General features: G+C 67.5%; 27 protein-coding genes and 1 tRNA gene. 11 read left to right on the forward strand and 17 right to left on the reverse strand.

The features are described 5' to 3' along the window. Positions 1-84: 84 nt before the first annotated feature. The 5 genes from parC to VI08_RS05205 all read right to left on the reverse strand — a co-directional run bounded on the left by parC (position 85) and on the right by VI08_RS05205 (position 5,793). Positions 85-2,325, reverse strand: coding sequence for a DNA topoisomerase IV subunit A (gene parC / locus VI08_RS05185; protein ID WP_045828499.1), 2,241 nt, complete (start codon positions 2,323-2,325; stop codon positions 85-87). Between the two features lie 144 nt (positions 2,326-2,469). Continuing rightward, on the reverse strand, positions 2,470-3,489 hold the full coding sequence (locus VI08_RS05190; RefSeq protein ID WP_045828500.1) for a proline iminopeptidase-family hydrolase: 1,020 nt from the start codon (positions 3,487-3,489) through the stop codon (positions 2,470-2,472). 80 nt (positions 3,490-3,569) lie between these two features. Then, positions 3,570-4,463 carry an NAD(P)/FAD-dependent oxidoreductase gene (locus VI08_RS05195; RefSeq protein ID WP_045828501.1) on the reverse strand — a complete coding sequence of 298 codons (894 nt, stop codon included), beginning with the start codon at positions 4,461-4,463 and terminating at the stop codon, positions 3,570-3,572. A 1-nt stretch (position 4,464) separates the two neighbouring features. Further along, on the reverse strand, positions 4,465-4,914 hold the full coding sequence (locus VI08_RS05200) for an RrF2 family transcriptional regulator (RefSeq protein WP_045828502.1): 450 nt from the start codon (positions 4,912-4,914) through the stop codon (positions 4,465-4,467). 45 nt (positions 4,915-4,959) lie between these two features. Next, complete coding sequence (locus VI08_RS05205) at positions 4,960-5,793, reverse strand: endonuclease/exonuclease/phosphatase family protein (protein WP_045828503.1); 834 nt, start codon at positions 5,791-5,793, stop codon at positions 4,960-4,962. Positions 5,794-5,936: 143 nt separating this feature from the next. Between VI08_RS05205 and VI08_RS05210 the strand changes: the two genes are divergently transcribed. Beyond that, complete coding sequence (locus VI08_RS05210; RefSeq protein WP_045828504.1) at positions 5,937-6,401, forward strand: hypothetical protein; 465 nt, start codon at positions 5,937-5,939, stop codon at positions 6,399-6,401. Positions 6,402-6,416: 15 nt separating this feature from the next. Here VI08_RS05210 and VI08_RS20750 read toward each other — a convergent pair whose 3' ends face one another. The 3 genes from VI08_RS20750 to VI08_RS05225 form a co-directional block, all read right to left on the reverse strand. Then, entirely contained in the window at positions 6,417-7,061 is a 645-nt protein-coding gene (locus VI08_RS20750; RefSeq protein WP_052697703.1) for a hypothetical protein, read from the reverse strand. Positions 7,062-7,172: 111 nt separating this feature from the next. Beyond that, complete coding sequence (locus tag VI08_RS05220; protein ID WP_045828505.1) at positions 7,173-8,501, reverse strand: ATP-binding protein; 1,329 nt, start codon at positions 8,499-8,501, stop codon at positions 7,173-7,175. Beyond that, entirely contained in the window at positions 8,498-9,202 is a 705-nt protein-coding gene (locus tag VI08_RS05225) for a response regulator (RefSeq protein WP_045828506.1), read from the reverse strand. The genes VI08_RS05220 and VI08_RS05225 overlap by 4 nt, the downstream gene beginning before the upstream one ends. Before the next feature lie 163 nt (positions 9,203-9,365). Here VI08_RS05225 and VI08_RS05230 point away from each other — a divergent pair, with 163 nt between their 5' ends. Together VI08_RS05230 and VI08_RS05235 are read left to right on the forward strand one after the other, a co-directional pair. Beyond that, a complete protein-coding gene (locus tag VI08_RS05230; RefSeq protein ID WP_157006343.1) occupies positions 9,366-10,136 on the forward strand; it encodes an MlaA family lipoprotein in 771 nt (256 codons plus the stop codon). A 9-nt stretch (positions 10,137-10,145) separates the two neighbouring features. Then, a complete protein-coding gene (locus VI08_RS05235) occupies positions 10,146-10,436 on the forward strand; it encodes a hypothetical protein (RefSeq protein ID WP_157006345.1) in 291 nt (96 codons plus the stop codon). Here VI08_RS05235 and VI08_RS05240 read toward each other — a convergent pair. From VI08_RS05240 to ftsY, 6 genes are all read right to left on the reverse strand, one after another. Further along, on the reverse strand, positions 10,410-10,649 hold the full coding sequence (locus VI08_RS05240) for a hypothetical protein (protein WP_045828508.1): 240 nt from the start codon (positions 10,647-10,649) through the stop codon (positions 10,410-10,412). The two genes, VI08_RS05235 and VI08_RS05240, sit on opposite strands and share 27 nt — an antisense overlap. 161 nt (positions 10,650-10,810) lie before the next feature. Continuing rightward, positions 10,811-10,886: transfer RNA gene (locus VI08_RS05245), tRNA-Phe, on the reverse strand. A 66-nt stretch (positions 10,887-10,952) separates the two neighbouring features. Next, positions 10,953-11,231, reverse strand: coding sequence for an oxidative damage protection protein (locus VI08_RS05250; RefSeq protein ID WP_045828509.1), 279 nt, complete (start codon positions 11,229-11,231; stop codon positions 10,953-10,955). Continuing rightward, entirely contained in the window at positions 11,228-12,274 is a 1,047-nt protein-coding gene (gene mutY / locus VI08_RS05255) for an A/G-specific adenine glycosylase (RefSeq protein ID WP_045828510.1), read from the reverse strand. The genes VI08_RS05250 and mutY overlap by 4 nt, the downstream gene beginning before the upstream one ends. Then, on the reverse strand, positions 12,271-13,317 hold the full coding sequence (locus tag VI08_RS05260; protein WP_045828511.1) for a hypothetical protein: 1,047 nt from the start codon (positions 13,315-13,317) through the stop codon (positions 12,271-12,273). Before VI08_RS05260 ends, mutY begins: the two co-directional genes overlap by 4 nt. Before the next feature lie 21 nt (positions 13,318-13,338). After that, positions 13,339-14,493 carry a signal recognition particle-docking protein FtsY gene (ftsY, locus tag VI08_RS05265; RefSeq protein ID WP_084621285.1) on the reverse strand — a complete coding sequence of 385 codons (1,155 nt, stop codon included), beginning with the start codon at positions 14,491-14,493 and terminating at the stop codon, positions 13,339-13,341. A gap of 64 nt (positions 14,494-14,557) precedes the next feature. Between ftsY and rsmD the strand changes: the two genes are divergently transcribed. The 8 genes from rsmD to VI08_RS05305 all read left to right on the forward strand — a co-directional run bounded on the left by rsmD (position 14,558) and on the right by VI08_RS05305 (position 20,650). Then, positions 14,558-15,127 (forward strand): 16S rRNA (guanine(966)-N(2))-methyltransferase RsmD, encoded by a 570-nt coding sequence (rsmD, locus tag VI08_RS05270; protein ID WP_045828512.1) that lies wholly within the window; start codon positions 14,558-14,560, stop codon positions 15,125-15,127. A 27-nt stretch (positions 15,128-15,154) separates the two neighbouring features. After that, positions 15,155-15,658, forward strand: coding sequence for a pantetheine-phosphate adenylyltransferase (gene coaD, locus VI08_RS05275; RefSeq protein WP_045828513.1), 504 nt, complete (start codon positions 15,155-15,157; stop codon positions 15,656-15,658). Positions 15,659-15,675: 17 nt separating this feature from the next. Next, positions 15,676-16,179, forward strand: coding sequence for a hypothetical protein (locus tag VI08_RS05280; protein WP_045828582.1), 504 nt, complete (start codon positions 15,676-15,678; stop codon positions 16,177-16,179). A 70-nt stretch (positions 16,180-16,249) separates the two neighbouring features. Continuing rightward, positions 16,250-16,507, forward strand: coding sequence for a YfhL family 4Fe-4S dicluster ferredoxin (locus VI08_RS05285; protein WP_045828514.1), 258 nt, complete (start codon positions 16,250-16,252; stop codon positions 16,505-16,507). Between the two features lie 69 nt (positions 16,508-16,576). Further along, entirely contained in the window at positions 16,577-18,295 is a 1,719-nt protein-coding gene (gene ggt / locus VI08_RS05290) for a gamma-glutamyltransferase (protein WP_045828515.1), read from the forward strand. Between the two features lie 9 nt (positions 18,296-18,304). Further along, positions 18,305-19,165: an MBL fold metallo-hydrolase gene (locus VI08_RS05295; protein WP_045828516.1), complete on the forward strand. Its 861-nt coding sequence runs from the start codon at positions 18,305-18,307 to the stop codon at positions 19,163-19,165. Beyond that, on the forward strand, positions 19,165-20,223 hold the full coding sequence (locus VI08_RS05300) for a TMEM43 family protein (protein WP_045828517.1): 1,059 nt from the start codon (positions 19,165-19,167) through the stop codon (positions 20,221-20,223). Before VI08_RS05295 ends, VI08_RS05300 begins: the two co-directional genes overlap by 1 nt. A gap of 16 nt (positions 20,224-20,239) precedes the next feature. After that, complete coding sequence (locus VI08_RS05305; RefSeq protein ID WP_045828518.1) at positions 20,240-20,650, forward strand: MAPEG family protein; 411 nt, start codon at positions 20,240-20,242, stop codon at positions 20,648-20,650. A 16-nt stretch (positions 20,651-20,666) separates the two neighbouring features. Here VI08_RS05305 and VI08_RS05310 read toward each other — a convergent pair whose 3' ends face one another. The 3 genes from VI08_RS05310 to flgM are packed head-to-tail and all read right to left on the reverse strand — an operon-like array spanning position 20,667 to position 22,714. Further along, positions 20,667-21,920 carry an EAL and HDOD domain-containing protein gene (locus VI08_RS05310; RefSeq protein WP_045828519.1) on the reverse strand — a complete coding sequence of 418 codons (1,254 nt, stop codon included), beginning with the start codon at positions 21,918-21,920 and terminating at the stop codon, positions 20,667-20,669. Between the two features lie 45 nt (positions 21,921-21,965). Beyond that, positions 21,966-22,412: a flagella synthesis protein FlgN gene (locus VI08_RS05315; RefSeq protein WP_052697704.1), complete on the reverse strand. Its 447-nt coding sequence runs from the start codon at positions 22,410-22,412 to the stop codon at positions 21,966-21,968. Continuing rightward, positions 22,409-22,714, reverse strand: coding sequence for a flagellar biosynthesis anti-sigma factor FlgM (flgM, locus tag VI08_RS05320; protein WP_052697705.1), 306 nt, complete (start codon positions 22,712-22,714; stop codon positions 22,409-22,411). Before flgM ends, VI08_RS05315 begins: the two co-directional genes overlap by 4 nt. Positions 22,715-22,786 lie beyond the last annotated feature (72 nt).

Here is a 22,786-nt window from a genome sequence, read left to right on the forward strand (position 1 = left end):
GCCTGCTTTTGTGGGAGCGCGCTTGCGCGCGATGGGGCTTGCCGCAAGCACCCATCGCGCGCAAGCGCGCTCCTACATGGTTTGTTAGCCGCTCGTTTCGATGCGCTCGACGCGGCGCAGGCCGCGTGGCAGCACGCCACCACGGGTGGCGCGGTTGCCGCCGTATTCGACCAGGTCGGCCCACTTCAGCGTGAGCTTGCGGGCGCCGGCGTACATGGTGACCTCGCCCTTGCCCTCGGCCACGACCGCGACGCCCACCACGCGTTCCTCGCCCGAGGCCAGCTTGGCCTTGGGGATCTCGATCAGCTTGTTGCCCTTGCCCTTGTCGAGTTCAGGCAGTTCGGCCACCGAGAACATCAGCAGGTGGCCCTCGCTCGTGACCACGACGATGCGGTCGCGCGAAGGGTCGGCCGTGATGGCCGGCCCCAGCACGCGGGCACCGTCGCTGAGCGAGATGATCTGCTTGCCCGCCTTCTGCCGGCCCGTGAGGGCCTCGAAACGGGTGACGAAGCCATAGCCGAAATCGGTGGCCAGCACGATGCGGGTATCGTTGTCCGCGGCCACCACGGCGTCAAAGCGGGCACCGGATGGCGGGCTGAAACGGCCGGTGAGGGGCTCGCCATTGCCGCGCGCGGATGGCAGCGTGTGCGCCGGCGTGGCGTACGCGCGGCCCGTGGAGTCGATGAAGGCCACCTGCTGCGTGGTGCGGGCACGGGCGATGGCGAGCATGCTGTCGCCTTCGCGATACGACAGCGCCTCGCCGTCGATGTCGTGGCCCTTGCCGGCGCGCACCCAGCCCTTCTGCGAGACGACGACGGTGATGGGCTCGGACGCCACCAGGGCGCTCTCGTCCAGTGCCTGCGCCACGCTGCGTTCGATAAGCGGGGAGCGGCGTTCGTCGCCGTACTTCTCGGCGTCGGCGCGCAGCTCGTCCTTGATCAGGCTCTTGAGCTTGGCCGGCGACTTGAGCAGCACGTTGATGCGGGCACGCTCTTCCTCGAGCTTGTCGCGCTCCTCGTTGATTTTCATCTCCTCGAGGCGGGCCAGCTGGCGCAGCTTGGTTTCGAGGATGTAATCGGCCTGTTCCTCGTCGAGGCGGAAGCGGGCGATGAGCACCGGCTTCGGTTCTTCCTCGGTGCGGACGATGCGGATCACCTCATCCAGGTTGAGGTACGCGATGCGCAGTGCCTCGAGCAGGTGCAGGCGGCGCTCGACGCGGCCCAGGCGGTGGTTCAGGCGGCGGGTGACCGTATCGGTGCGGAAGCGCAGCCACTCGGTGAGGATGCTGCGCAGGTCCTTCACCTGCGGGCGATCATCCAGGCCGATCATGTTCATGTTGACGCGGAAGCTCTTCTCCAGGTCGGTCGTGGCGAAGAGGTGCTGCATCATCTCGTCGACATCCACGCGGTTGGAGCGCGGGACGATGACGAGGCGGATGGGGTTTTCGTGGTCGGATTCGTCGCGCAGGTCCTCGATCATCGGCAGCTTCTTCGCACGCATCTGCGCGGCGATCTGCTCGAGGATCTTGGATGGCGACACCTGGTAGGGCAGGGCGGTGATGACGATGTTGCTGTCGTCGCGCTCGTAGATGGCGCGCGCCCGCACCGAGCCGGTGCCGGTCTGGTACATGGCCACCAGCTCGCGGCGCGGCGTGATGATCTCGGCGGCCGTGGGGTAATCGGGGCCCTGCACGTGCTCGCACAGGTCGGCGATGGTGGCGTCCGGGTCGTCGAGCAGGCGGATGCAGGCGCTGGCCACCTCGCGCAGGTTGTGCGGCGGGATGTCGGTGGCCATGCCCACGGCGATGCCCATGGAACCGTTGAGCAGCACATGCGGCACGCGTGCCGGCAGCCACGTGGGTTCTTCCAGCGTGCCGTCGAAGTTGGGCGACCAGTCGGTGGTGCCGTGGCCGAGCTCCGAGAGCAGCACCTCGGCGATGGGCGTGAGGCGCGACTCGGTGTAGCGCATGGCGGCGAAGCTCTTCGGGTCGTCCGGCGAGCCGAAGTTGCCGTGGCCATCGACCAGCGGGTAGCGGTACGAGAATGGCTGGGCCATGAGCACCATGGCCTCGTAGCAGGCCGAATCGCCGTGCGGGTGGAACTTGCCGATGACATCGCCGATGGTGCGTGCCGACTTCTTCGGCTTGGCCTGGGCCCCCAGGGCCAGTTCGCTCATGGCGTAGATGATGCGGCGCTGCACGGGCTTCAGGCCATCGCCGATGAACGGCAGGGCGCGCTCGAGCACCACGTACATGGAATAGTCGAGGTAGGCCCGCTCGGCGTACTCCTTGAGCGGGATCTGTTCGTAATTGGCTTGCAAATTCATGGATTTAGCGGTCCGTCAGCGCGCCACGGCGCGTCATTAGCCGGACGATGTTGCCAGAAAGAAGTCTCAGGAGCGAAGACCGGCATGGTTCCAGGAGGTGGCCCCACATTCCTGTGGGAGCGCGCTTGCGCGCGATGGGGCCGCTCAGGGCCTGCCAGCATCAGTGTCTTTCAGGAACCCGATCAAGCCACTGAAGTAAGTCGCCTGGTCGTCATACATGGCCAGGTGCGCGCCCTTCGGGCACAACAGGAAATGCCCTTTCGGCAGCTTCTTCGCCATCACCGCCATGTACTTCGGGTCGATCGTGTCGTAGGTGGCGCCGATGACCAGCGTGGGCACGGTGATCTTCGCCAGGTCCTTGCTGCGGTCCCAGTTCAGCAACTTGCCGCTCGCACCGAGCTCGCTGGGGCCCTGCATCGAGACATAGATCTGCTCGTTGATATGGCCGAACGAACGCGTCACCGGCTCGGGCCACTGGGCGGCGGGCATGCGCAGCACGTGCTGCTCGTAATGCATGGGCATGAGGATGGCCATGTAGGCCGGGTCGCTGGTCTTGTGCTCGCGCTCCATGCGCTGCACCTGGGCCAGTTTCGCTGGGTCCATGGCCGGCATCAGCACCGTCTTCGCGTACTGGTTGTACGCCGGGATGCTGTCGACCATGTTGGAGATGACCAGGCCCTTCAGGTGTTGCTGGTACTTCAGCGCGTATTCGATGGCCAGCACGCCGCCCCACGAATGGCCAAGCAGGTAGAAATTATCCTTGTCCAGGTGCAGCGCCTGGCGCACCTGCTCCACTTCCTCGACGAAGCGGGGCGTATCCCAGAGGGATTCATCGGTGGGCTTGTCGCTGAAGGCCGAGCCGAGCTGGTCGTAGTAGTAATACTCGATGCCCGCGCCCGGGAAATAGCTGTCGAATGCTTCGAAGTACTCGTGCGTGGCGCCCGGGCCACCATGCAGCAGCAACACCTTGATGGTGGGGTTGTTGCCCACGCGCTTGGTCCAGACGCGGAATTTGCCCTTCGGCGTGTCGATGGTGATCATCTTCACGCCCCCGGCCAGCACGTCGTCGCGGCCGGTGTGGTCGAAGTACGCCGGCGGTGGGGGCGCGGCCTGGGCCACGAGCGCGGTGAAGGCCAGTAACAGCAAGGTATACAGGCGGCGCATGGCGTGGCTCCCCTCGGTTGGTGGGCTGACTATCGCGGGCCGTGCCATCGCCCGCAAGCGGCGCGTGCCACGCGCTCGCTTCACCCCATCAGCGACTGGTGCGCGCCCACGCCCGCGAGGGTGCCTGATGCCATGGCCAGGCTGGCGTTCTGCATCGCCTGCGTGGCATCGCCACCGGCATAGACGCCGGGAACGCTGGTCGCCTTCCACTCGTCCACCTCGATGTACGGGCCCATCGGCCCCTCGGTGATGGCGCAGCCCAGCTGTGCCGCGAGCGGGCTGGCGAGGCTGGTGCGCGGCGCGACGAACAAGGCGCCAAGCTCCACCACCCGCCCATCGGCGAGTTCCACCGCGTTGAGGCCGGGTGCGTCACCACGCAGCCCGACGACAGGCGTGCGCTCGATGCGGACGCCGCGGCGCTCCAGGATCGCGAGCTGCTCGGTATCGGGCTCGTACTCGCCCTGCGTGAAGAAGGTGGTCGGGCCCCAGTCGGGCAGCATCCTCGCCTGGTGCCACGAATGCGGCGAGCTGGCGAGCGAGCCGAGCGGGCGGTCGCGCACTTCGTATCCGTGGCAATACGGGCAATGGATGACCGTGCTGCCCCAGCGCTCCCACAGGCCGTCGATGTCGGGCAGGTGGTCTTTCACGCCGGTGGCCAGCACCAGGCGGTGGGCCGTCTCGCGGCGGCCATCGGCCAGCGTCACCTGGAACACGTCGTCGATGCGCTCGGCCTGCACGGCCTCGCCGTCGAGGAACCCCGCAGTGGGGTAGGCGAGTAGCTGGCGCGTCGCTTCCTGCACGATGGCCCGCGGCGGCTTGCCGTCGTGGCCCACCAGGCCGTGCGCGCCCCTGGCAAAGCGGTTGCGCGGCGCGGCCGCGTCGATGACCAGCACGCGGCGGCGTGCGCGGGCGAGCTGGATCGCCGCGGCCTGGCCGGCGAAGCTGCCGCCCACCACGATGACGTCGTATGGCATGTCAGGCTCCCTTGAGCTTGTGGCCGGTGACGGCCGAAATGTGCTGCACGCGGTGCGCGAGGTCGGCCAGGCTGAGGCGGGCAAGCCGTGCCTCCACGACTTTCTCCGCCTCGCGCAGGGCGTCGTCGACAGCCTCGACCACGGCGCGCTCCACGAGGCAGCCGGGCGACTCTTCGCGGAGCGAGAGGGGAACGATGGATTCGCCGAGGGCGCGCTGCACGTCGGCCAGGGCGATGTCCGCTGCTGGCCGCGCGAGGCGCCAGCCGCCACCGTGGCCCTTGTCGGAGGTGACGATGCCCGCTTCTCGCAGGCCGGCGAACGTGCGCCGTATGACGACGGGGTTTGTCTCGACGCAGGCGGCCATTTCGGCCGAGGTCATGGGGGCGCCGTTGCGCTCGGCCATGTGCAGGAGCACGTGCAGCGCGACGGACAGTCGGTCGTTCCGTTTCATGTAACTAAAACTATTACATGAAACGGAACGACGCAAGGGGCGGGCTTAGATCTTGAAGTCCGCCTGGACCGGGAAGTGATCCGACGGGTAGCGGCCGTCCTTCGAGATGGTGATGGTGCGGACGCTCTTCGGTTCCAGCCCGCGATAGAGGATCCAGTCGATGCGCTTGTCGGGGTTGCCGGTGAAGTTGTGGAACGTCTTGTCCGGGCCGGCCTTTTCCGGCGCGGTGTCCCAGGCATCCTTGAACGTGGCCGTGAGCGCCTTGTGCGATTCGCTATCGGGCCCCGTGTTGAAATCGCCCGTGATCACCACCGGCACGCCGGCCGGCAGCTTCTTCACCCACTCGGCCATTTCGTGCGCCGACTTCGACCGGGCTTCTTCGTCGCTATCGCGGTATGGGTAGTGCGTATCCAGCAGATAAAACTGCTTGTGGTCGGAAAGGCGCTCGAACAGCGCCCAGTTCACCATGCGCGGGAAAATGTTGCCCCAGGTGATGCTGCCGACCTTGTCCGGCGTATCGGAGAGCCAGAAATCCCCCGACTTGATGAGCTTGAGGCGGTCCTTCCGGTAGAAGATGCCCATGTGCTCGTCCTTGTGGCCGCCGAAGCGGTCGCGGCCGAACCAGGTGAACTGGGGCAGGCGGGCTACGGTGTCGTCGCCCTGCTGCTGGCCAAGTTCCTGCGTGCCGATCACGTCAGGATCCATCTGGCGGATCGTGTCGGCGAAGAGATCCTTGCGCATCTCCCAGCGGTTCGGGCCATCCGGGCCGGTGATGGTGCGGACGTTGAAAGTCATCACCTTGAGGTCGCCGGCGAGGGCCGGGCCGGTGAACGCCGCGGCCAGCGCGGCGAGGAGGGCGAGTTTGCGCAAACGGAACATGCGGGTCGGCTTCCTTCGTGAGAGCACCCGACTATAGCGACGTAACGCGGCAGGTGCCCGTTACCCGGGTCACGGTGCCGCAGGGCCCGCCCAACGCCCAAGCCTGAGGCACAATGGCCGCCTTGCCTTACCAGGAGCCCGCGATGGCGGAGCAGAACAACCCAGCCCGCCCCGCAGGCAACGGCCGCCGTACGGTGGCTATCGTGGTGGGCGTCGCTTTCCTCGCCTCCGTGACCACGCTGATCCTGGCGTTGACGGCATCGCATGGTGCGCGCCAGCGTGATGCCGTGGCTATTACCGAAGACAGCAATGACTTGCAGGGCGTGGTAAGCGACTGGCAGGCACAGGTGGCGCAAGCAAGCGCTTTGCCTGATGGCCAGCGTGATGCAGCCATCGACGGGTTGAAGCAGCGCGCCGATGCCGCAAGCGCCTGGAAGCCGCGCACACCGTGCGGGCAGGAAGCGCGCGATCGCCTCCGCGCCGCCATGGATACGCGCATCACGAGCCTGGCGCGCGTCACACCCGGTACCGTGCAGGACGAAATGGGCATCGTGGACGACGCGCTGCGCACCTGCGCTGCGCAAGCAGGCAGGGACGTGCCGGGCTAGCGATACTGGCGCTGTTTACTCAAACCACCGCGCCATGGCCTTCGCACCACCCTGGATCAGCCACGTCACGGACGTGGCCGACGCCGCCACCGTGGCCGCGGCCCCCGTGACAAGGCCACGCCAGGTGGGAATCGTGTTAATGCGGGCGGCGATTTCGCCAACACGCTGGTTGAGCTGAGCCGTTTGCATGCGCATTTCACCGAGTAGAACGAGGTGTGCTTGGGCATGCCCGACCCTTTCGCTCAAGCCGATGACGGTTTCGTTGAACCGATCAACCGCGGTTTCGACACGACAGGTACGAAATTCGAGGCCTTTCAGTTCGGAACCAACGCTTGCCACGGCGACATCAAGCGCGCCAAGGCGCGTCTCCACCCGCTCAAAGCGTTCATCCATTTTGTCGAAGCGGGCATCCATTTTCTCGAAGCGCGCATCCATCCGATCAAAACGTTCGTCCATCCGGTCGAAACGCTTATCAATGAGGTCGAAGCGCTTGTCCATACAGCCGAGGCGGGCATCGATGTTGCGCAGAAGTGTTTCGATCATGGGATTGTCGATCTCCAGACTCGGGTGGACGTGAGCGCCATGGTAGGTGCTGCAAAGCGGTCGCGGCATGAGATCGCCGGACAGTGTGTCGTGGAATGATGCGTGGCCGTCGGGCATGTGGCGTGCTCCTCTCTAGGTGGTCACGATCCCATGTTTCCAGCGTGCTGTATGTCAGCGTGACGCTCGACGTTAGCTCTCTTTTGTAGTCCTTGCCTGTCGGGTCGTTGTTTAGCCCAGCGGCAGTACAAGAACGGCGCGCAAGCCACCGTCGGGGCTATCGCCCAGCGTCACATCGCCGCCGTGGGCGCGGGCGGCGGAGCGTGCGGCTGCCAGGCCAAGGCCCACGCCGCCCGTTGCGCGATTGCGCGAGCGCTCAAGGCGGAAGAAGGGGCGGAAGACGGCTTCGCGATACTCCGCGGGAATGCCAGGCCCATTGTCGTCCACGCGGACTTCCAACCTTTCGTCGCGTACATCCACGTACACCCGCACCGCGTCACCGTACCTCACGGCATTACCGACAAGGTTGGCAAGGGCGCGGCTGAGGGCTACAGGCCTGCCGAAGTAAGCCACGCCATCGGGTATATCGTCGGCGATGGCGTAACCCTGGTCGCGGAAGTCGTCCACCACGGTATGCACCAGTTCGGAAAGCATGAACCGTGTGCTGCCTTCGGCTTCGCTTGAGTCGCGGAAGAAGGCGAGCGCCTCTGCGACCATGGCCTGCATCTCGTCCACATCGCGGAATAATTTGCGCTGCTGTTCCGCATCCTCGATGAACTCGCCGCGCAGGCGCATGCGGGTCAGCGGTGCACGCAGGTCATGTGAAATGGCAGCGAGGATTTCTGTTCGCCCCTCGACATAGCGCTGGATGCGCTCCTGCATGGTGTTGAACGAAGAAGCGGCCACGCGGAACTCTCGTGGCCCTTCGGCCGTCATGGCAGGAGCATGCACGTCGCGGCCAAAGAGCTCCGCCTGCGCGGCGAAGCGTTGCATGGGCCTGGCCAGTCGCCGGCCCGCGACGGCGGCCACGGCAAGGCTGGAGACGATGAAGAACGCCGATGTGAGCAGCAGCCGCGCATGGGCGGAAAGCCCCCAGCTGCGTTCCGTGGCGACGAAGCGTGTCCACGATCCATCGCTCATGCGGATAGCCAGCGCGTAGAACGTGATGGGCTGTCCATCAAGGCCCGGGTCGCCCGGTTCGAACGCGAGTACGCGCGCATCGGGCCGCCCGAGCAGGGTGCGCACCTTGTCCTGGCCGTTATGGAAGGTAGCGCCAAGCGTCGGCATGGGTAGGGCGGCATCGGATGCGAACCACTCCACGGTGAAGTTTGGCCCCGACGCGGCTGCCGCGAGGTGGGCACGCAGGCTGTCGGGGGCACCATCCAGCACGCGCGCCACGCCGGCCGCCTGATCGATGACGCCCACGGCCGTGAGGTTCGGCCTTGCCCATACGCCCGCCAACGCCATGAAGGCGGCGTTGGCGGCAGCGGCCGCGAGCACGGCGATAAGGATGTTGACGGCAAGCCAGCGGCCAATCGTGTCGGTTGCCCTCTCGATCATGAGCGCTGGACCTGCGTCGAAAAGATGTACCCGACATTGCGGACGGTGCGGATGATGTCCGGGTCGCTGGGGTCTTCCTCGATCTTGCGGCGGAGGCGGCTCACTTGCACATCGATGCTGCGGTCGAACGCATCGTGGTACCTGCCCCGCGCCAGGTCGATCAGCTGCTCACGCGTCAGCACACGCTGCGGATGCTGGGCGAAGGTGACAAGCAGGTCGAATTCCCCGGTCGATAGGGGCGTGAGCGTGTGGTCCGACGAACGCAACTCGCGCTTGAGGATGTCCAGGCTCCAGCCGCTGAAACGCAGTACGAAGCCAGGCTCTGCCGTCTTCGGTGATGCCGATGTCCGCCGGATGACGGCGCGCACCCTGGCCAGCAGCTCGCGCGCATCGAAAGGCTTGGTCACGTAATCGTCCGCGCCAAGTTCGAGGCCGACGATGCGATCGGTCGTCTCCGCGACGCCCGTTAGCATGATCACCGGCGTCTGCTGCGCTTCGCGGATGCGCCTGCAGATGCTGAAGCCATCCTCGTCCGGCAGCATCACGTCGAGGATGATCAGCTGGAATCCACTCCTCGCCAGTCGGGCATCCATCTCGGCGCCCGATGCGCAGCCCTCGACGTCGAAACCGTGCTTCTCGAGGAAGCGCGAGAGCAGGGCGCGGATGTCGTCGTCGTCATCGACGATCAGGATGCGTGGCATGGCTAGGCGTTCGTGGTGGGGCAGGCCGTAGTTATAGACCCTTGCTGGGCCCGGGTGGCGTTTGTGTCTGGCCGGAAACATTGTTGCGGGCGGCTCACCATGCCGACACAAGCGGTTTGCAGGGGGCGCGCAGGCTCGTCGCATCCACCCAAGGAGCCCTGCGATGCTGCCCATGCGATACCGTCCATCCCCCGCCACACCCGTGCGCGCCGCCGCGTTGTTGCTGGCCGTCGCCGCCGCCCCCGGTTGCTCGCATGCGGTGCGCAAGACGCACGACGAGCCGGTGAATCGGGCTGTGTTCAGCTTCAACCGAGGGCTCGATACCATCGCACTCAAGCCGGTCGCCCGCGGCTACAGCCACCTCCCCAGTGGCGTGCGGCGAGGTGTGCGCAACGTGGTGTGGAACCTGCAGGAACCGCTCGTTTTCGCCAACGACCTGTTGCAGGCGAACTTCACTCGTTCGCTGAACACGGCGGGACGGTTCGTCGTCAACAGCACCGTGGGCGTGGCCGGCATCTTCGACGTCGCCGGACATTGGGGGATGCCGCACCACGGCGCCGACCTGGGCCAGACGTTCGGCGTGTGGGGGATCGGCCCGGGCCCGACGGTGGAGTTGCCCGTATTCGGCTCTTCCAATGCGCGCGACGCGGTGGGCCGCGTGCTGACGATGGGCTTCTACAACCTCGGCGACAACTCCGACACTGTCGCCATGCTGGACACCGTGCGGACCGTCGGTGGCATCGTGGATGGCCGGGCGCGTGCGTTGCCCCTGACCGACCGTCTCGAACAATCGCCCGACTACTACGCGGCGCTGCGGGATGACGCGGCGAAACGCCGGGCAGCCCTGGTGGAGGAGGGGCGCGTTGGTGCGGTGAGGTCGGCCGATGAAAGGGCCGATGACCGTGCAGCCACCGGCTTGCCCGTTAACCCGTGAGGAGGCGCCATGTGGATCGCGTTGCGTCGTTTCGTTCCGATCTGGTGGCCGCGGCCGACCAATGATCCGCACCGCCTGCCGGCAACACTCATGGATATGCTGGCAGTGCTTGACCAGGCATCGCGCATCGACCCCGACCGCGGCCGCGTCTACCGGTGGTACGCGGACGACCCCATCGCGGGGTTGGGTGACCGCACGGCGGCCGACCTGGTGCGAGCAGGCGAGACATCACGATTGTTGGCGTTGTTGCGCGAGATCGAGGCCGCTGAACGTTCAGCCCGCCACGTGCGGGGCAAGTGACTCAAGGTAAGGCTTGGCGAAGAACTGGATGGCAAGCCACATGGCACTGATGACGGCGCCAGCCGCGACGGCGACGGTTCGCCACAGGTCGGCGCGCGTGGGCATGCCGCTTACGCGTTCCTCGATGGTCGATACCTCGGTGGCGACGTTACCGAGGCTGGCCTCGAGGCGGGCGACGCGCGCGGCGAGGTCGTTGACGAATTCGGCGTGCATGGCGGTTCCTTTGGAGCGCGTGCCCCTGTGGGTTGACGGGGGAGCACGATGGCATGTGGCAGCCATCCTGTATGTAGGCGCCGAGCGCGACATTCGTCGGAAAAAAGCCACAGGGACACGGAAAAAGAAAAAGCCCGCTCAAGGAGCGGGCTTCGAAAGAATGGTGGCTCGGGACGGAATCGAACCGCCGACACGGGGATTTTCAATCCCCTGCTCTACCAACTGAGCTACCGAGCCACGAGTGCCTGCAGTATCCCTTGCGGCGTGTGGAGCCGCGTATTAAATCGGGTAGCGGCCCCGGCGTCAAGCCCCTTCGGCAGGTGGGACGTAGCCGGCGGGCTGCACCACGTCGCCACCGAAAAAGTATTTCTCCATCTCGCCCGAAAGGAACGTGCGCGTCTTCGGGTCGAGGGGCGAAAGCCGCATCTCGTTGATCAGCATGGTCTGGTGCGACAGCCACGCGGCCCACGCTTCCTTCGATACGTTCTCGTAGATGCGCTTGCCCAGTTCGCCGGGCCAGGGCGCGAAATCGAGGCCTTCGGCGTCGCGGCCGAGCTTGATGCAATGGACCATGCGGGTCATGGGGTTATCTCCGGGAGGTTATCGAGCAGCGAGCGCACCGGGGCGGGCAGGCCGAGCGCGGCCAGGTCGGCCGGGGCGCACCAGCGCCGCTCGGTGCCCTCGGCCACGCGGGCGAGCGGGGCGGCATGGTCGAACAGGATGGGCGAAACGTCCAGCCGGTAGTGGCTGAAGACATGCGTGAACGCGGGCAGGGCATCGATGGAGCGAACGCGGGCGAGGCGCGCGGCCGCGGTGGGTGCCGCATCGGCGTCCGGTGCCTCGGGCAGGCTCCACAGGCCAGACCACACGCCGGTGGGCCCGCGACGCTCAAGCAGCACGCGCCCCTGCCTGTCGCGCAGCAACAGCATGGCGACGGCACGTGTAGGGATTTTCTTGCCCGGCTTCACCGTCGGCAGCACGGCCGTGAGGCCGTCACGATGCGCGACGCACGAGGCTGCTTGCGGGCACAACAGGCATGCTGGCTTGCTGCGCACGCAGACGGTGGCGCCCAGGTCCATGATCGCCTGCGTGTAATCGGCGGTGCGAACGGCCGGCGTGTGCTCGTCCGCGTGCACCCATAGCCGCTTCTCGATCGCGCTTTCGCCCGGGAACCCGGCCACGCCGTGGTAGCGCGCAAGCACGCGCTTGACGTTGCCGTCGAGGATGGGGAACCGCAGCCCGTGCGCCTGCGCGAGGATGGCGCCGGCGGTGGAACGGCCAATACCCGGGAGGGCCATCAAGGCGTCGAGTTCGCGCGGCAGTTCACCGCCGTGCCGCTCGATGCACAGCTTCGCCGCGGCATGCAGGAATCTCGCGCGGCGGTAGTAACCAAGCCCCGACCACAGGGCGAGGACGGTGTCTTCGTCGGCCGCGGCAAGGTCGCGCAAGGTCGGCAGCCGTTCGACGAACCGCTGGAAATAACCGATGACGGTGACCACCTGCGTCTGCTGCAGCATGATCTCCGATAGCCACACCCGGTACGCATCGCGTGGGTGTTGCCAGGGGAGATCCTTGCGGCCGTGGTGGTCGAACCAGCGCAGCAGCTCGTCGGCGAAACGGTTCACGGCGCGCCAGCGGGTGCCGCCGTGCTGGTGGCGGGCACGGGCACATTGGGCGTGGCGCGGATGCGCAGGCCCTTTACCTGCACGCCCGCCGCATCGATCGATTGCACGTCGGCGCTGCCCAGCAGCGGGGGAAGCGCGGGCGCGCCGCTACCATGCATGCCAGCCCACCAGTCGGCGAGTGCCAGCGGTGGCACGCGCAGGTCGGCGTGGCCTGCGTCGCCGTCGAGCTTCATGGCGATATACAGCGGACCGTCCTGGTTCGCCGGCGTGACATCGAGCACGACATCGAACGGCGACGCGGCCGCCCGATCGAGCCTGCCCGATAGCGACGCGCCCACGTCGGCAGCGCCGCGCCAGGTGGCGTCGCCCTTCAGCTTCGCCTCGAAACGACCGGTCGAAGCGATATCCAGCGCCACGTCTTCAAGCGTGAGCACGCCGTCGCGCAGCGTGGGCACCGTGGCCAGCATGACCTGGTACGGGCTGCCGTCCGCGGTGCTTGCCGCCAGCGACAGGGAAAAGCGCCGCCCGCTGGCGAGGCGGCCCGCATCGGCTTCCACGTTCGACAGCAGCAGCCGGTTGCCCCGCAGCAGCGTGCCGCGGCTGATGCGGAAGCCCGCGTCGATGGTCGGTAGCGTGGCCCCCGCGGTGCTCGGCCGCTGGGGCAGGGTATCAAGGTAGGCGGAAACGGCGTCGAGGTCGATGCGCGCGCCTTCGACCTCCAGGCGCGACATGCTGGTGTCGCGGCCCATGAGCGTGCGCCACGGCAGCACGAGCTTGCCGCGCGCCGCCACGATCAACGGGGCGCCGCCGCTGGCGCCGCGCACGGTGACGCCGTCGAGTTCCAGCGCGGGTTTGGGCCAGATGGTGGGCGTGGCGGGGCTGGCCAGCGAGAGCTGCAGCCCCACCGCCTTCGCCCGCGCCTGCAGCAGCGAGGTGAAGCGATCGGGCTGCAGGACGACATAGGTGGCGATGACGGCCGCGATGGCCAGTGCGGCGAGGAAGCCCCCGGCCGCGAGCAGGAAGGTGCGCAGGCGATGGTTCATCGTGCCGGCGGGCCCTTGCCGTCAGCCGCCGAGGGTGGCCGGGAGGAGGCCATCGACGAAGGCCTCCGCGTCGAACACGCGCAGGTCGGTGGCGGTTTCGCCGAGGCCCACGTAGCGGATCGGCAGGCCGAACTCACGGGCCAGCGCAAACATGACGCCGCCCTTGGCCGTGCCGTCGAGCTTGGTGACGACGAGGCCTGTCACACCCGCGGTTTCGCGGAACTGGCGTACCTGGCTGATGGCGTTTTGCCCGGTGGTGCCATCGATGACCATGAGCACCTCGTGCGGCGCCGTGGCATCGAGTTTTTTCATCACGCGGCCGATCTTGCCGAGTTCATCCATGAGGCCGCCCTGCGTGTGCAGGCGGCCGGCGGTATCGGCGATGAGCACCCTGGTGCCACGCGAGCGGGCGGCCTGCAGCGCGTCGAAAATGACGCTGGCCGCATCGGCGTCCTGGCCCTGCGAGACGACGGGCACCTTGTTGCGCTCGCCCCATGTCTTCAGCTGCTCGACCGCGGCCGCGCGGAAGGTATCACCCGCCGCGAGCATGACCGGGCGGCCTTCGTCGCTGTAGCGACGGGCCAGCTTGCCGATGGTGGTGGTCTTGCCCACGCCGTTGATGCCGACGGTGAGGATGACGAAGGGGGCGTGCGTGCCGACGTCGAGCGGTTTCTCCACCGGCTTGAGCAAAGCCACCAGCTCGTCGCGCAGGGCCTTGAGCAGGGCGTTGGCATCGGCGAACTCGCGCTTGTGCATGCGCTTGCGCAGGCCGTCGACAAGCCGGGTGCTTGCCTCGACGCCCACGTCGGCGGTGATCAGCGCGGTCTCGAGTTCATCGAGCAGGTCGTCGTCGAGCCGCGCGTTGCGCACGAACAGCGAAGTGAGGCTCCTGGCGAAGCCGCTGCCCGCGAGGCGCTCGCGCCAGCCGCGCTTCGCCGCGGGCGGGTCGCCCGCCTGGGCTTCGCTGGCCTGGGCGGCGATGGCGGTGTCTTCGGCTTCCGGCTCGACCTCGGGCGCCTGCGGCTCGGGCGCCGCGGTTTCGGCCAGCGCCTCGGCATTGGCTGGCTGGCTGTCGAATGCCACGGGCGCGGCCACGTGCTCCACGGGCGTGGCCGCGGGCGCCTCGGCGGGCGTCTCGGTGGGCTCGGCGGGCTTTTTCTTCCAGAACTTGAGCATTGAGCAGGGGATTCAAAGACAATAGGCGAATGCTAGCACCCCCGCCCCCTCTGGCCGCTGAGCGATGAGCGCCAACGGCCGTATCCGCATCATCGGCGGCTCCCTGCGTAACTCGCGCCTCGAGGTGCCCGACGCCCCGGGCCTGCGCCCCACGCCCGATCGCGTGCGCGAAACCCTGTTCAACTGGCTGCAGCCGGTCATCGGGGGCGCACGCTGCCTCGACCTCTTCGCCGGCACGGGCGCCCTCGGTATCGAGGCACTGTCGCGCGGGGCGGCCATGGCCACCTTCGTGGAGCGCGACGCGCGGCTGTCGGCCGCGCTGATAGCCAACCTCGCCCGGCTCAAGGTGCAGGCGGCCGTGGTGGGCGACGACGCGGCCCGCTGGCTGTCGGCAGGGGGCAAGCCTTTCGACATCGTCTTCATCGACCCGCCGTTCGCCGGCAACCTGTGGGACACCGCCGCGGCGGCCCTCGAGGCCCACGGCTGGCTGGCGCCCGCCGCGTGGGTGTACGTCGAGTGCCCGAAGGGCACGCCCATGGCCGTGCCTGCCACCTGGCAGGTGCACCGCTCGGGGCTGGCGGGCGAGGTGGCCTACACCCTCTATCGCCGCACCCCGGCCGATCCGCTAAGCTAGCCCGCGTTTTCCCCGACCCGTCCTTCCATGACTCATCCGCAGGTCAATCCGCGCCTCGCCGTCTACCCAGGCACGTTCGATCCGATCACGAACGGCCACGCCGACCTTGTGTCGCGCGCGGCGCCGTTGTTCGACCGCATCGTGGTGGCCGTGGCGGAGAGCCGCAACAAGGGCCCCGGCTTCAGCCTTGGCGAGCGCATCGCGCTGGCCCGCCTGGCCCTGGCCGACCTGCCCAACGTGGAAGTACGCGGCTTCGATTGCCTCCTCGCCGATTTCGTGTCGGAAATTGGCGCGGGCGTCATCCTCCGTGGCCTGCGCGCGGTGTCGGATTTCGAATACGAATTCCAGCTCGCCAGCATGAACCGGCATCTCATCCCCGGGGTGGAAACGCTTTTCCTTACCCCGGCGGAGCAATACAGCTTTATCTCCTCGTCGCTCGTGCGTGAAATCGGTCGCCTGGGTGGCGATATCTCCGGCTTCGTGCATCCGGCGGTGCAGCAGGCCATGCGCCAGCGCTGGCGCAACTCTTGAAAACAAAGGTGATCATCATGCGTAAGTTCGTCCTCGCCTCGTCCCTGGCCCTCACCGCCGCCCTTGCCCTGTCGGCCTGCAACAAGTCGGAAGACACCGACCAGGCTGCCACCCAGCAGGAAGCCGCCGTCGCCAAGCCGACCAACCCCACCGATACCAAGGCGTGGAGCCAGTATTTCGGCCAGATCGTGCGCAAGAACATGCAGGGCATGACCGCCGACCGCCCGTTCCCGTACTTCGTGCCGGCCGGTGACGACCAGGCTGGCCAGGACGGCCGCGCCCGCCAGCTCGAGAATGTCCAGGGCACCGTCGCCCGCGGCGTCACGCCGGGCAACATGCTCGTCTTCGGTGGCCCGGAGTCGGCGAAGACCGCCGACCTCATGGTCGAAGCCTTCAAGGGTGCCAACGCCGGCTCGTTCAAGAACGTGATCATCCTGTTCATCGGCGACCAGGCCGACCAGCAGCGCGTCGCCGACGCCCTGGCCCCCACGGGCGCCACGTACCGCTTCGTGGCCATGTAATACCCGCCAGCACCGCTGGCACGGGAAAGGGCGCCCCAGTGGCGCCCTTTTTTTCGCTAAAATCCGGGCCATGTCCCTGATGATCCTCGACACCTGCGTCAACTGCGACGTCTGCGAGCCCGTGTGCCCCAACAAGGCCATCTCGCTGGGCGAGCTCTACTACGTCATCGACCCGAACCTCTGCACCGAGTGCGTGGGCCATTTCGATAACCCGCAATGCGTGGAGGTGTGCCCGGTGGAATGCATCCCGCACGATCCTGACCACGTGGAGTCGCAGGAGCAGCTCATGCGCAAGTACGAGCACCTGATGGCCAAGGCGGGCCCGTAACCTCCCACCTCCCTTCTCCCGATGGGGTAATCTCGGTTATCTGAGATACTTCCCCAAGTGAGTTCCCCCATGGTCCATGCCCCGTCGTGGCGCGTGCTTGCCGCGAGCCTGTTCCTTGCCGCTGCCGCCGGCAGCGCCGCCGCCGACCAGCGCCCCCAGGCCGCTCCCGCCTCCGTCGCCACGCGCGGCCCGGGCCATGCCGCCATCGCCAGCGCCAACTTCCTCGCCACCAACGCGGGCCTCGAGGTGCTGGGCAAGGGCGGCAACGCGTTCGATGCCGCCATTGCCGTCGCATCGACGCTTGCCGTGGTCGAGCAGCAGAGTTCGGGCCTGGGCGGCGGTTTCATGGCCATGCTCCACGTAGCGAAGGAAAACCGCGACATCTTCATCGACGCGCGCGAGACCGCGCCCAAGGCCGTCGACATGAAGGTGTACGTCGGCAAGGATGGCAAGCCCGATCGCGAGGTTTCCACCAAGGGGCCGCTTTCCGCCGGCATCCCGGGCGAGCCCGCCGGCCTGGCCTGGATAGCGCAGCACTACGGCAAGCTGCCGCTCGCGCAGTCGCTCGCACCGGCCATCCGCGTCGCCACCGACGGTTACCAGCCCGATGAGCGTTTCATCGGCACCATCGCCGAGAACCAGAAAACGCTTTCGCGTTACCCGTCATCGGCCGCGATCCTGCTGCCGGGTGGCAGCGTGCCGGCGAAGGGTTGGACCCTGAAGCAGCCCGACCTGGCGAAGACCTTGCGGCTCATCGCCGACAAGGGCGCCGCGGGCTTCTACAAGGGCGAGACGGCGAAGCGGCTGGTCGATGCGTCGCGCAAGGAAGGCGGCAACTGGACGCAGGCCGACCTCGACGCTTACCAGGTGAAGGAGCGCGAACCGCTGCGCATCGACTACAAGGGCTACCGCATCGTCACCGCGCCACCGCCGTCGTCCGGCGGCGTGGCCATCGCCGAGGTGCTCAACATCCTCGCGGGCTACGACCTGGCGAAGCTGGACGCGGCGCACGCCACGCACCTCACCATCGAAGCGATGCGCCGCGCGTTCCGCGACCACAACGAATACCTGGGCGATCCCGATTTCGTGAAGATGCCGCTCGACATGCTGCTGTCGCGCTACTACGCCGATGGCCTGCGCGCCACCATCTCGCCCGACAAGGCCACGCCCTCCGACCTGCTGCCCACGGCCATGGCGCCGGAACCGGGCATGCACACCACGCACTTCTCGGTGATCGACAAGGACGGCAACATGGTCGCCTCGACGCTCACCGTGAACCTCGAGTTCGGCTCGGGCTTCGTGGCCGCGGGCACGGGCGTGTTCCTCAATGACGAGATGGATGATTTCGCCCTCGTGCCCGGCCAGCCCAACGCCTTCGGCCTGCGCGGCGCCGAAGCCAACAAGCCGGAGCCGGGCAAGCGCATGCTCTCGTCCATGTCGCCCAGCTTCGTGTTCGGCGCCGACCGCACGGCCGTCATCGGGTCGCCCGGTGGCTCCACCATCATCACCCAGGTGCTCGAGGGCATCCTCGCCTTCATCGATGGCAAGGATGCCAGCGGCATCACGGCGCAGAAGCGCTACCACCACCAGTACCTGCCCGATCGCGTGGACGTGGAGGATGGCGTGTTCGATGCGGCCACCACCAAGGCGCTCACCGACATGGGCCACGTGCTGCGCCAGCGCTCGCCGTGGGGCTTCATGAACGTGGTGACGTGGGACCACCGCACCAACACGCTCGATGCCGCGAGCGATCCGCGCCGCCCGTCGGGCCTTGGCAAGGTGCAGTAAGGTAGGCGCATGGAACTCTGGTCGCTGGTCGGTAATTCGCAGAAGCTCGATGGTGGCGCCATGTTCGGCAACGCGCCCCGTGCCATGTGGTCACGCTGGGTCCAGCCCGACGAGCAGAACCGTATCCCGCTCGCGTGCCGTTGCCTGCTGGTGAAGGGGCTCGATGGCCGCAACGTGCTGTTCGAAACGGGCATCGGGGCGTTCTTCGACCCGGCCATGCGTGATCGCTACGGGGTGGTCGAAGACCGCCACGTGCTGCTCGATTCGCTCGCCGCGGCGGGGCTCTCGCACGAAGACATCGACGCGGTGGTGCTCTCGCACCTGCACTTCGACCATGCCGGCGGGTTGCTGGCGCCGTGGGCGGAAGGGCAGGCCGCCACGCTGCTGTTCCCCAACGCCACCTTCCTGGTAGGCAAGGCGCACTTCGAGCGTGCACGCCACCCGCACCCGCGCGACAAGGCCTCGTTCATCCCCGACATCATCCGCCTGCTCGACGAAAGCGGCAGGCTCGAGCTGGTCGAGCCGGGCAGGCCCTCGTCGCTGGGCCATGCCGTGCGCTTCGAGTTTTCCGACGGCCACACGCCAGGCCTCATGCTCGCCGAGGTGGGTGGCGTCGTCTTCTGCGCCGATCTCATCCCGGGGCGTGCGTGGGTGCACCTGCCGGTGACCATGGGCTACGACCGCTGGCCCGAGAAACTGATCGACGAGAAGAAGGCCTTCCTCGACGACAAGCTCGCCCGTGGCATCCGCCTGTTCTTCACCCACGACCACGACTGCGCCATGGCGTCGGTGGCGGTGGACGATAAAGGCCGCTACCACGCTGCCGATATACATCCAACGCTCAGTGGTTGGGCGGCGTTGGGGGCGTGATGCGTTTCAGCAAACCAGACACCGGTGGCCGCATGGCCCTTGGCGCGCGCGTCGCTGGCGCCGTGCTGCTGCTGTGCGGCCTTGGCCTCGTCGCCTGGAACGAGCGCAGGGTGATGGACTACGCCGCGGCGGTATCGCGGCACGGTGCCCCGGTGCTCGACCTGGGCGCCGCGGGCCGCCCCGCCGCCGGCCAGTACGGCTCGACGACGCGCGTCAGCGGTACGCCCGAGGTGGTGGAGCCGCCGCGCGACGCCGAATTCAACGTGCGCAGCGATTCGCCCGTGCTTGTCCGCCACGTCGAGATGTTCCAGTGGCGCGAGATCACCGTCGCGGGCAACACCCACTACGAACTGGACTGGGTCGACCGGCCCGTGGACGCCAGCAAGTTCGCCAAGCCAGGCGGCCATGCGAACCCGGGCGCGTTCCCCGTGCAAGGGCGCCAGTTCGAAGCAGGCGAAGTAAAGCTCGGCCATTTCCGCCTGGCCACCGAGCTCGTGCGGGCCTTCCCGGGGCGGGTGGCCGTGCCCGTGGACGAAAAGGCCCTGCCGCCCAACCTCGCGGCCACGTTTACCGTGCACGACGGCGCACTCGTCACCAGCAGCAAGCCGGAGCACCCGCGCCTTGGCGACCTGCGCATCAGCTGGGAAGCCGTGCCACTGCAGGACATGACCGTGCTCGCCCAGATCGATGGCGACACGCTGGTGCCGTCGCGCTCGGCACCCGAGGGGCAGCCCGGGTTCGACGTGCAGGTGGGTGACCGCAGCCTGCTCGACGTGCTGCCCGCGCTACCCGAGCCGCCCGCGGCGGTGGTGCCGGTCCGCGCGGGGGCCTATGCGCTCGCCATCGCCGGCGTGCTGCTGCTCTGCTGCGGTGGCCGTTTCCGTAAAGACATCCTCTTCGCCATCGGCATGGGCGTGGTGGCCGTCTCGGCGGTCGCCGGTGCCATGTGGCTGGCTGGCGACGCCATGGCCGCCAGCGTATGGTTGCTGTTCGCCGTCCTCGGTGCCGGCCTGGCCATCTGGCGCGTCCAGCACCGGGCTGGCCACGCCCACCACTGAACCACCAGGAGCACGCATGCGCATCACGGGTCTCTACGCCGCCTTGCTGGCGTTGCTGATGCTTGGCATGGCGGTGCGCGTCATGCTGCTGCGGCGTAACACCAGCATCGGGCTGGGCGATGGCGGCAACCGCAAGCTCGCCTGCGCCGTGCGCGCGCATGGCAACGCCATCGAATACGTGCCGCTGGCCCTTATCCTGCTGCTGGTGCTCGAGCTCAACCAGACCTTGCCCGTGCTGCTGCACGTGTTCGGCATCGTGCTGGTCCTGGGCCGCATCACGCATGCCGTGGGCCTGTCGGCCACGCCGGGCATGTCGGCTGGCCGCGCGGTGGGCGCGGGGCTTACCCTTTTCGTGATGATCGCGATGGCGCTGATGCTGGCGTGGCAGTACGTGGTGATCCACGTCATCGCGCCAGGCGTAGCCTGACGCGCGCCAGGGTTACCTATTCCGCGAACGCGTACACATGGTCGGCCCAATCGGTGGCGTCGACATAGAGTGCCGCCATCTGCTGCATGTGCTGCTCGTCCTGCGCCGCGCCGCCTTCCACTTCGCCCTGTTCCCAGTGGCGGATCTGGTCGAGGATCGGCGCGAACGGGCCCGTGCCTTCGAGCAGGGCTTCGCGGATCTCGATGGCGAGCGGCAGGTGCTCGAGCACATAGGCCATCGAGACGTTCATCAGCGCGTCCAGCAGCGAGAACAGGCCGGCGGTGAAGGCCATTTCCTGCAGGTCGGGCTTGATCGAGCGTGCGAGCTTCTCGCACATGTTCGCGCGGATGAGCGCCTGGCGGAGCAGCTCGGGTGGCCGTTCGTCCATGCCCGACACGGCCATGGTGAAGATCCAGTTGCGCATGCGGTTGACGCCGAAGAACACCGCGGCCTGCTCCACCGATTTCAGCTGGCGGGGCAGGGCGAAGTACGCGGAGTTGACGCAGCCCAGCAGCTTGTAGCTGAGGATGGCGTCGTCGCGGATGATCTTGCCCAGTTCCACCGGGCCGTTATCCGGATCCTGCAGCGCGCCGACGAGGCGCAGCACGCCCAGCTTGCTTGGCGTGAGGCGGGGCATGTCCACGCGCTCGGGGCGCAGCAGGTACTTGCCCTGGAAGCCGTCCACGTCCTGGTCGGCGTAGTCGGCGAATGTTTCGTGGGTGTCGATGCCGGTGACGATGACCTTGACGCCGAAGGCGTGCACGTAATCCATGTGCGCCCGCGCGGCCACCGGGTGGCGGTGGTCCACCGCCACCTTGGCGAACTGCACGATGCGCAGCAGCGCGTCGACGCCGGCACGATGGGCCGGGTCGGCGGGCAGGTTGAAGTCTTCGAGCATCAGCAGGCAGCCGTGGCCCTTCAGCTCGCGCAGCTTGCCCAGCAGCTCGTCGTCGTTGCCGATGTCGGCGCTGATGCTGGCACCCAGGCGCGCGTTGTGGCGCAGGATGCCCGCGTGCTCGAGCACCAGGTCGCGCGTCATGTGCAGGAACGCGCGGTTGTCGCGGACGAGGCGCTTGAGGCTGCCGTCGGCGATGGCGCTGAGCGTGGCCTGCGTGTGCGCCGTGGCGGCGGCATCGGCGTCGGTGCCGGCCGGCCGCGGGAAGAGGAGCTCGTAGGCGAACAGTGCCTGCCTGCGGTCAAGGATGGGGACGCGGACGATGGGAAGGAAACCGTCGTCGTTCACCGCTGCCGCCTGGGGATTCACTGCCATTGCCTTCTTCTTGAGCCAAACGGTGGGCGGGATGTGTTGCGTGGATCAGGCCTGCGCGAGTGTCCCTGAGCGCAGCCGGACCTGGGTGGTGCCCCTTGGCCCGTAGGTGGCGGCGGTGCCACCCGTGGAATCGCCCGATATCAGCGCCAGCGCCTGGCGGACATGCCCGATGCGCTGGCTGACGATGCGTCCGTTCGTTTCATTGATGAGCCGGCACTCGCGGATGCGCTCGAACGTATGCGCCCAGCGGGCGTCGTTCGCGCTGTCGATGCCGCCAGCCTGGCTCAGCTGGCGGCGCTCGGTGTCGAGCCGGTCGATGCGGTCGAGCAGGTGGCCCTTGCTGCGCGTGGCGTTCTGCAGGGCATCGCTGTTGGCCTGGTCGAGCGCCATGCGCTCTTCGACCAGGCACGCGTGCAGCGCGTCGACCTCGCGGGCGAGGTCGCCCATCACGGCGCTGAGCGCGGTGTCGAAGTCGCGGCTGCCAGCGTTCACGCGTTGCCACCCATCTGGGCTTCCATGGCCAGGAACTTGCTGGCGATGGCCTGGGCGTCGGGCTTGTAGCTGCCGTCGGCGATCTTGGCGCGGAGTTCCTCCACGCGCTTGCTGTCGATGCCATCCGCGCGGCTGGCCGCGTCCAGGGCCTTGGCGGAATCGGTGAGCTTCACGCTGTCGTCGGTCGGGCGCACGGACGCGGCGCCATCGGCCTTGGCGGAAGCGCCCGCGGCCTGGCTTTGCGTACGCAGCTGCACCGGCGGCTGCTGGGGCTGGATGCCCGGTTTAATCGGGGTCGTCATGGGTGTATCCCTCGGAGCTTGTGTCCTTCGAGACCTGTATCGGCCCTCGGGACGCAAACTTTAACTGGCGCT

The organism is Luteibacter yeojuensis (genome assembly GCF_000964085.1).
Lineage (GTDB): Bacteria > Pseudomonadota > Gammaproteobacteria > Xanthomonadales > Rhodanobacteraceae > Luteibacter > Luteibacter yeojuensis_A.